This is a genomic window from Bradyrhizobium sp. S3.2.6 (assembly GCF_040546885.1).
GTDB classification, from domain to species: Bacteria; Pseudomonadota; Alphaproteobacteria; order Rhizobiales; family Xanthobacteraceae; genus Bradyrhizobium; species Bradyrhizobium cytisi.
Map to the genome: position 1 here is coordinate 1 of NZ_JBEPOS010000068.1, position 1,132 is coordinate 1,132.

4 protein-coding genes and 1 pseudogene are annotated in these 1,132 nt (G+C 60.2%); 1 reads left to right on the forward strand and 4 read right to left on the reverse strand.

The genetic code is table 11. From position 1 onward, the window contains the following. Positions 1 to 211 (reverse strand): hypothetical protein (locus tag ABID58_RS37315; RefSeq protein ID WP_354037804.1); only part of this gene is annotated, 211 nt, incomplete at its 3' end. On the opposite strand from ABID58_RS37315, the gene ABID58_RS37520 reads away from it, so the two are divergent. Next, the gene (locus ABID58_RS37520) at positions 158 to 289 is read left to right on the forward strand and encodes a hypothetical protein (RefSeq protein ID WP_502916470.1); all 132 of its coding nucleotides are present in this window, start codon (positions 158 to 160) and stop codon (positions 287 to 289) included. The genes ABID58_RS37315 and ABID58_RS37520 overlap by 54 nt on opposite strands. A 38-nt stretch (positions 290 to 327) precedes the next feature. Here the strand turns inward: ABID58_RS37520 and ABID58_RS37320 are convergent, their stop codons facing one another. From ABID58_RS37320 to ABID58_RS37330, 3 genes and pseudogenes are all read right to left on the reverse strand, one after another. Then, positions 328 to 597 (reverse strand): hypothetical protein, encoded by a 270-nt coding sequence (locus ABID58_RS37320; RefSeq protein ID WP_354037805.1) that lies wholly within the window; start codon positions 595 to 597, stop codon positions 328 to 330. Next, positions 594 to 726 (reverse strand): annotated as a pseudogene (locus tag ABID58_RS37525) (SOS response-associated peptidase); the annotation flags it as partial. The pseudogene ABID58_RS37525 and the gene ABID58_RS37320, both read right to left, overlap by 4 nt. A gap of 86 nt (positions 727 to 812) precedes the next feature. Beyond that, positions 813 to 962 carry a hypothetical protein gene (locus ABID58_RS37330; RefSeq protein ID WP_502916469.1) on the reverse strand — a complete coding sequence of 50 codons (150 nt, stop codon included), beginning with the start codon at positions 960 to 962 and terminating at the stop codon, positions 813 to 815. Positions 963 to 1,132: the final 170 nt, after the last annotated feature.

Here is a 1,132-nt window from a genome sequence, read left to right on the forward strand (position 1 = left end):
CTGTCCAATCCCATCCAAACCTCCGTTCCAAGCCGGAGGCTTCTTCGCACATTCGTTCTAACTTCGAAGCAAGGGTATCGGCTTCGCGCTTACGCCCAGTGTCGATGCTGAGGGCGAGGAGTTGCCAGATGATGAGGCGGCGTGGAAACACGCCACCGTGTTCGCGGGCGACCTCTTCAAAGATATCGACGGGAGATTTCGGCCCGGCCAACAGTGGTCGATAGAGGTGACCGATAGTGCGCCGAGACCGATTTTCTTCATTAGCATCGGGTCGAGGAAAATGAAGTAGGCCGCCTTAGGTGGCAACCCTTGTCAGCTTTTGGCTATCTATCGCGGAAACAGGTCGTCTCCTGGAGCAAGCACCCGCACATAGGTGCCGCTCTCGTGCAACCCGAGCCATCCCTGCTCGATCGCATATTTGATGCCGGCGCCGAACTCCGGACCGCTCGCATTGCACCCAGCCTTCGAGAGAAATGGGCCGTTGATCTTCTCGATGTGGATGCGGTCGTCGATCGGCTGCACGCCTGCAGCGAGTTCGAGGAGTTTCCGTGCGGCGGCTTCCGGTTTGGCGTAGGGACGTGCTTCGGCTAGTTTCATATTGCGGCCTGATCCTCCTTTACCCCGCGTGCCACGATTCGCAGTGCGCTGCCTGCAAGCGGGCGTTGAAGTTTTTGGCTTCATCCCATGGCGCGGTCATCCGGCCTCGACCTCTTCCGGAGGCGTCAGATCTCGGCCGCTTCTTCCGAAGCCGAAGACCTTCAGGTGGTCCTTGTCTCCGACCTGTTTGCGCAGGTCGGTGTAGATCCAAACGGTCATTGATTGAGCTTGCGCCGGCCCCAATGCGGCTCCTTGCCCTTGGGATTGAACTCCGGGACGTAGTGTCGGTTCAGTGCGCGCATCACGCCGATCCGGGCGAGCATCGTCGGACCTCCGCTCTCCGCCACCAGGATCAAAGCCTGCATTGCGGCCTGCCACTCCGGCGCCGAGTGCTCCTTCTTCGGCAACGCTGTGATGCACTCGCCGGCATCCTGCAGCGTCTATAGCGCGACAATCTGGGTGGGAAGCGCGCGACAATCAGGATGGCGAGTCGGTGTCGCGGCGAGGTGATGATTGCCGCGATGATTGTCGTGCG

Excerpts from the sequence above, each read along its gene's own strand:
- ABID58_RS37320 (WP_354037805.1), bottom strand. The coding sequence starts at position 597 with ATGAAACTAGCCGAAGCACGTCCCTACGCCAAACCGGAAGCCGCCGCA.
- ABID58_RS37330 (WP_502916469.1), bottom strand. The coding sequence starts at position 962 with ATGCAGGCTTTGATCCTGGTGGCGGAGAGCGGAGGTCCGACGATGCTC.